3 protein-coding genes and 1 pseudogene are annotated in these 6,108 nt (G+C 71.3%); 1 reads left to right on the forward strand and 3 read right to left on the reverse strand.

The annotated features are described in order from the left end of the window. Window positions 1–16: 16 nt before the first annotated feature. Together ACMGDM_RS11500 and ACMGDM_RS11505 are read right to left on the reverse strand one after the other, a co-directional pair. Window positions 17–868: a FecR family protein gene (locus tag ACMGDM_RS11500; RefSeq protein WP_436804243.1), complete on the reverse strand. Its 852-nt coding sequence runs from the start codon at window positions 866–868 to the stop codon at window positions 17–19. Further along, window positions 865–1,419: an RNA polymerase sigma factor gene (locus tag ACMGDM_RS11505; protein WP_436804244.1), complete on the reverse strand. Its 555-nt coding sequence runs from the start codon at window positions 1,417–1,419 to the stop codon at window positions 865–867. The genes ACMGDM_RS11500 and ACMGDM_RS11505 overlap by 4 nt, the downstream gene beginning before the upstream one ends. Window positions 1,420–1,606: 187 nt before the next feature. Here ACMGDM_RS11505 and ACMGDM_RS20670 point away from each other — a divergent pair. Beyond that, window positions 1,607–4,993, forward strand: a pseudogene (locus ACMGDM_RS20670) (DUF8508 domain-containing protein); the annotation flags it as partial. A 203-nt stretch (window positions 4,994–5,196) separates the two neighbouring features. On the opposite strand, the gene ACMGDM_RS11515 reads toward ACMGDM_RS20670, so the two are convergent. Beyond that, window positions 5,197–6,108 (reverse strand): aminotransferase class V-fold PLP-dependent enzyme (locus ACMGDM_RS11515; RefSeq protein ID WP_436804245.1); only part of this gene is annotated, 912 nt, incomplete at its 5' end.

The following is a 6,108-nucleotide window of genomic DNA, read 5'->3' on the forward strand; positions in this document are numbered from 1 at the left end:
TTGAGCGGAGACCGCCTCAATGCTGCTCCAGGACCAGCTCGCCGTCGCGCTCCACCACCGCGAAGCCGAACCCCGCGCCGATCGCGCCGAGCAGCGCGCGCGGCCGATCGGTGCGGAAGCGACCGAACACGCGGGTCGAGGCGAGCGGCTCGCGCGGTGCAGCGACGTTCGCGCCGGCGCGGTCGAGCACCTCGACCAGATCGTCCAGCCGCATGCCGTCGGTGTCGACCCAGCCCGCGCGCCAGTCGGGCAGATTGGCGTCGAAGCGCGCCGGCGCGCTCGCCGTCCCCGCGGCGATGCTGCTGCGGTAGCCCGCTCGCACCACCACGCCGCGCGCGCCCGCCGGGTCGAAGCCGACGGCCCCGCGATAGACCGATAGCGCCACCTGGCGCCGAGTCAGGTTGAGATCGAACGCGGTGCCGAGCACGCGCGCACTGGTCCGCCCCGCCACGACGGTGAAGGGGCGCGCCGAATCGTGGCGCACGTCGAAGAAGGCTTGGCCGCCGAGCAGCTCGGCGCGACGTTCGTCGGCGCGATACGTCACGCGTATCCGCGTCGCACCGTTGAGCCGCACCGTTGACCCGTCCGTGAGCGTCAGCGTACCGCGCCCGCCCGCGGGGGTCGCGAGCGTGCGCGACCAGGCCGCCGGGACGGGCGCTCCTGCGCCCCGCCATGCCGGGGCGGCAAGCCACAGCGCGCCAGCCGCCGCCAAGACCCCGCCCGCCGCGCGCACGACGGTGCGGCGACGCCGGCGCAGCGCGCGCAGCTGCTCGTCCGATAGTCGCCCGCAGCGCGCCGCGGCCTCGCGCAGCGCGTCGGCGAGCCCCTGCTCGTCGAGGGCGAGCGCGTCGCGGGGGGAGGCGCTCACGCTCCGTCCGCCAGCGTGACGCCGCGCCGCGCGAGCGCCGCGCGCAGGTCGGCGAAGGCACGGACGACGTGCTTCTCGACCGCGGCGAGGCTCATCTCCAGCGCGCCCGCGATGTCGGCCGTGGTGAGGCCGTCGACCCGCTTTCGCAGGAAGATCTCGCGCCGCAGCGGGGGCATGCGCTCGAGCGCGTCGGCGAGCACCGCGACCGCGCGGCGGAACGCGACGATCCGCTCGGCGCTGGGCAGCGGGCAGACCAGCTCCTCGTCCAGTTCGACCGACGTCCCGCGTCGCATCGAACGATGGTGATCGAGCAGCAGGTTGCGCGCGATCGCGAAGCACAGCGCCTTGACGTCGCCGACCTCCCGCATCGTTTGATAGCCGAACAGCCGCGCATAGGTCTCCTGCACGATGTCGTCGCGATCGGCCGGCTGACGCACGCGTCCGGCCACGAACGCGCGCAGCGCGCGTTCCAGCGCTGCGTCGGGCAGCTCCAGCCCGATCGGCGGCTCGATCGGTGTGAGAGTAGCGGCACTGTCGCGCCATCCTGCCATTGCTGCACACCGCGCGTTGTCGGGGACGATGAGGCGCGGCCTATGCCGTGTTCGTGAAGCCGCCGTGACAGTCGCACGACGGAAGTCACGGCGCCCGCGAGTGCCGGCGACGACGCCATATGTCTGTCATACTGACCTTCTACGTCGATCTAAACCTTGCAGAACCTCTCCAGCGCGAGTGCCGGCAATGCCCGACGTCTTCATCAACGAGATCCACTATGACAATGTCGGCACCGACGCCGGCGAGGCGATCGAGATCGCCGGCACCGCGGGCACCGACCTGAGCGGCTACCGCCTGGTCTTCTACAACGGCTCGAACAATCCCGCCGCCTCGCCGGTGTATGACACGCTGGCATTGACGGGCACGCTCGACGACGAGGGCGCCGGCTACGGCGCGCTATCGTTCGCGCGCGCGGGCATCCAGAACGGCGGGGCCGACGGCGTCGCGCTGATCGCGCCCGACGGCAGCGTCTTCCAGCTGCTCTCCTATGAGGGGACCTTCACCGCCGCCGCGGGCACGCCGGCGGCGGGCGTCACCAGCACCGACATCGGCGTGTCCGAGGATCCCGCCCCCGCCACCGGCCTCTCGCTCCAGCTCACCGGCGCGGGTGCCACCGCGGCCGACTTCACCTGGGCGGCGGGGCAGGCGAGCAGCTTCGGCAGCGTCAACGCTGGGCAGAGCTTCCTCTCCGCCACCGGCACTGGGCGGATCAGCGTCGCCGACGCGCAGGTGGCCGAGGGCGACGACGGCGTCACCCAGCTGGTCTTCACCGTGCGCCGCGCCGGCGGCACCGCGCTGGCCGCGAGCGTCGACTATGCCATCCACCTCGACGGCACCGCCGGCGCCGACGACCTGGCCCCCGGCGCGGCGCTCGGAGGCACGGTCCGCTTCGCCGCGGGCGAGGCGAGCAGGACGATCGTCGTGCCGGTGCACGGCGATAGCGTCGGCGAGCTCAACGAGACGCTGTCGCTGACGCTCGGCGCGACCACGGGCGACGTGGTGGTCGACATCGCGCACGCCACCGGCACGATCGTCAACGACGACCCGATCGCGCTCAGCATCGGCGCGATCCAGGGCGAGGCGCACCGCTCCGCCTATGTCGGCCAGAGCGTCGCTACCACCGGCATCGTCACCGCGGTGGATACCAACGGCTTCTATCTCCAGTCGGCGCACGGCGACGGCACCGACGCCACGTCCGACGGCATCTTCGTCTTCACCAGCAGCGCACCCAAGGTCACGGTGGGGGACGGCGTGTCAGTCGCGGCGACGGTGACCGAATATGCCGGCGACGCGCAGGCATTGACACTGACCGAGCTGACCCGCCCGACCGTGACTGTGGGGAGCAGCGGCAACGCGCTGCCCGCCGCGGTGGTGATCGGCCAAGGCGGCGTGCTGCCGCCGAGCGAGGTGCTCGACGACGACAGGCTCAGCCAGTTCGATCCGCGGCACGACGGGCTCGACTTCTGGGAGTCGCTCGAGGGCATGCGCGTGACGATCGACGCGCCCCAGGCGGTGTCGAACACCAACGATTTCGGCGAGACCGACGTGGTCGCCTCGCACGGCCGGGGCGCGACGGGCGTCAACGACCGCGGCGGCATCACGATCTCGCCCGGCGACTATAATCCCGAGAAGATCCAGATCGACGACGACAGCGGCGTCTTCGCCGGCTTCCACCCGGGCTACACGATCGGCGACCAGCTCAGCAGCGTCACCGGCGTGGTCAATTACTCGTTCGACCAATATGAGGTGATTGCCACGGAGGGGGTGAGCGCCACACGCGACGTGACGCTGGCGCGCGAGGTCACTTCGCTGGCGGGCAACAGCAACCATCTCTCGATCGCCACCTACAATCTCGAGAACCTCGACACGTCGGACCAGAAGTTCGATGTGCTGGCGGGTGACATCGTTTACAATCTCAAGGCGCCCGACGTGATCGCGGTGCAGGAGATCCAGGACGCCGACGGCGCGGGCAGCGGCGCCGACCTGTCCGGCACTGTCACCGCGCAGGGGCTTATCGACGCTATCTACGCGCAGACGGGGTTGCTTTATTCCTATGTCGAGGTGGCGCCCACCGTCGCCGGCTCGACCGGGGGCGAGCCCGGCGGCAACATCCGCAACGGCTATCTCTACAACACCCACCGCGTCGGCTACGTCGACGGCAGCGCCGAGCTGATCACCGGCGCGGCCTATCAGGGCACGCGCAACCCGCTGGTGGCGCAGTTCACCTTCGCCGGCGAGACGGTGACCGCGATCAACGTCCACCTCACCTCGCGGCTCGGCAGCGAGCCGCTGCAGGGCGCCGACCAGCCAGCGGTCAACGCCGGCGACGCCGCCCGCACCGCCCAGGCGGCGGGGGTGAAGGCCTATATCACCGAGCATCTCGCCGACGATCCGGCGCTCAACATCGCGGTGCTGGGCGACTGGAACGGCTTCTACTTCGAGGACGCGCAGACCCAGCTGACCGATCCGGCTAAGGGCGGCGTGCTGACCAACCTCAACACGCTGCTGCCCAGCGAGGAGCGCTACTCCTATCTGTTCGAGGGCAACGCGCAGCAGATCGACAACGTGCTCGTCACCCAGGGTCTGGTCGGCGGCGCGGGCTACGACTCGGTCCATCTCAACTCGCAGGCGGGCGAGCGCCCGACCGACCATGACCCGCAGGTGGCGCTGCTTTTCGTCGGCGCCGCGCCGAGCGACCTGACGCTCAGCCACGCCAGCGTCGACGAGAACCTGCCCGCGGGCACGATCGTCGGCACGCTGTCGGCGACCGACACGCCCAATGACACGCTGCACTACGCGCTGATCGACGACGCCGAGGGCCGGTTCGCGGTCGACGCCCGGACCGGCGTGATCACCACCACGTCCTCGCTTGACCATGAGGCGGCGAGCCACGCGATCGTCGCGCGCGCGACCGACAGTGCGGGCGCGACGACCGAGCACGGCTTCGCCATCGCGGTGAGCGACGTCAACGAGGCGCCCGTCGCGGCAGCGGACGCGGTGCGGGTCGACGAGGATGCCACCAGCGCCAACCTGTGGGCGATGCTGCTCGGCAACGACCGCGACCCCGACGCGGGCGACACGCTGACGATCGCCGCGGTCGACACCGCCGGCACGCTCGGCCATGTCGCGTTCGATGCGGCGAGCCAGACGCTGCGCTACGTCGCCGACGATGATTCGTTCGACGCGCTCGCTGCCGGCGCGACCGCGACCGACCGGTTCAGCTACACCGTCACCGACGCCGCCGGGCAGACCAGCAGCGCGACGGTGGCGGTGACCGTCACCGGCATCGCCGACGGAGTCACCCGCACCGGCACGATCTTCGCCGACCGGCTCACCGGCACCGCGGGCGAGGACCGTCTGTCGGGTGGGCTCGGCAACGATACGCTCTCGGGCATGGGCGGGCACGACTGGCTGAGCGGCGGGCTGGGCAATGACACGCTCGACGGCGGCGAGGGTAACGACCTGCTGTTCGGCGGCCTCGGCAACGATGTCCTGCGCGGCGGGGCGGGATGCGACGCGCTGTTCGGCGGGCTCGGCAACGATCAGCTGTGGGGCGGGACGGGCGCCGATCGCTTCCACTTCGGGCGCGCCGAGGGCAGCGACACGATCAGCGACTTCGACGTGGCCGAGGACCGCATCGTGCTCGACGACGGGCTGCGCGTGCTGCGTACCCAGGTGAGCGACGTCAATCGCGACGGCGTGAAGGATCTCAGCGTGGGCTTCAGCAGCGGCACTTCCGTGACGCTGCTGGGGGTGAGCAACGCGTCCAAGCTGGTCTACGCCGGCCCTGACGCGGACTCGGACCATCTGCCGGGGCTCGACGGGCTGCTCGACGAGGTCGGCGATTTTCTTGTCGGCCTCGCCGGACCGTCCCGCGCCGAGATGCTGCACCCCTGGTTCTGACCTCGGATCGGGCGTGGCATCCCGGCCGCGCCGGTCCTGACGCGCCGTGCCCACGCGCCGGTCGCGGTGCCCCAACACGAACGCGCTCGTCGCGATCCCGCCCATCCAACAATATCCGTGAGCGCGGCGGCGAGCGCGTCGACGTCGGACGCCCGGGTGAACAGCGCGGGCGTGACGCGGACGCAGGCGCCCTTCGCCGCACCGTCGCGATGGACCGTGAAGATGCGGTGACGATCGAGCAGTCTGGCCGCCACCGCCCTGTTGCCCTGCGTGTCGACAACGCCGCGCAGCCGGAATGAGGTGATGCCGCCGTGCAGCGCCGGATCGTCGGGCGTCAGCACGTCGACGCCGTCGATCCGGCGCGCCGCCCCGACCCAGCGATCGCGCAACCAGCGCAGCCGCGCGGCGCGGCGCGGGCGGCCGATCGCGCGCTGGAACGCGAGCGCCGCGGGCACGGTCAGCTGCGCCGCATAGTCGAGCGTGCCGGTGTGGACCCGACAGCGAAGCGAGTCCGCGCCGCCGGGCTCCTCGGCCGGGTCGCGATCGATTTTCGCGAGCGCAGCGCTGCGGACATGGATCATCCCCACGCCCAACGGCGCGCCCAGCCATTTGTGGCCGGTCAGGCCGACGAAGTCGCAGTCGAGGTCTGGCAGCGTGAAATCGAGCTGCTGCCAGCTATGCGCGGCATCGACGATCACGTCGATGCCGCGCGACCTGGCCAAGGCGGCGATCTCGCGAACCGGGAGCACCAGACCGGTGCGATGGCTGAGGTGCGTCAGCAGGAT

It is taken from the genome of Sphingomonas larreae (assembly GCF_051400595.1).
GTDB lineage: Bacteria > Pseudomonadota > Alphaproteobacteria > Sphingomonadales > Sphingomonadaceae > Sphingomonas.

Bases quoted from the DNA above. Each gene is read 5' to 3' on its own strand.
- ACMGDM_RS11505 (WP_436804244.1), bottom strand. From the start codon at position 1,419: ATGGCAGGATGGCGCGACAGTGCCGCTACTCTCACACCGATCGAGCCG.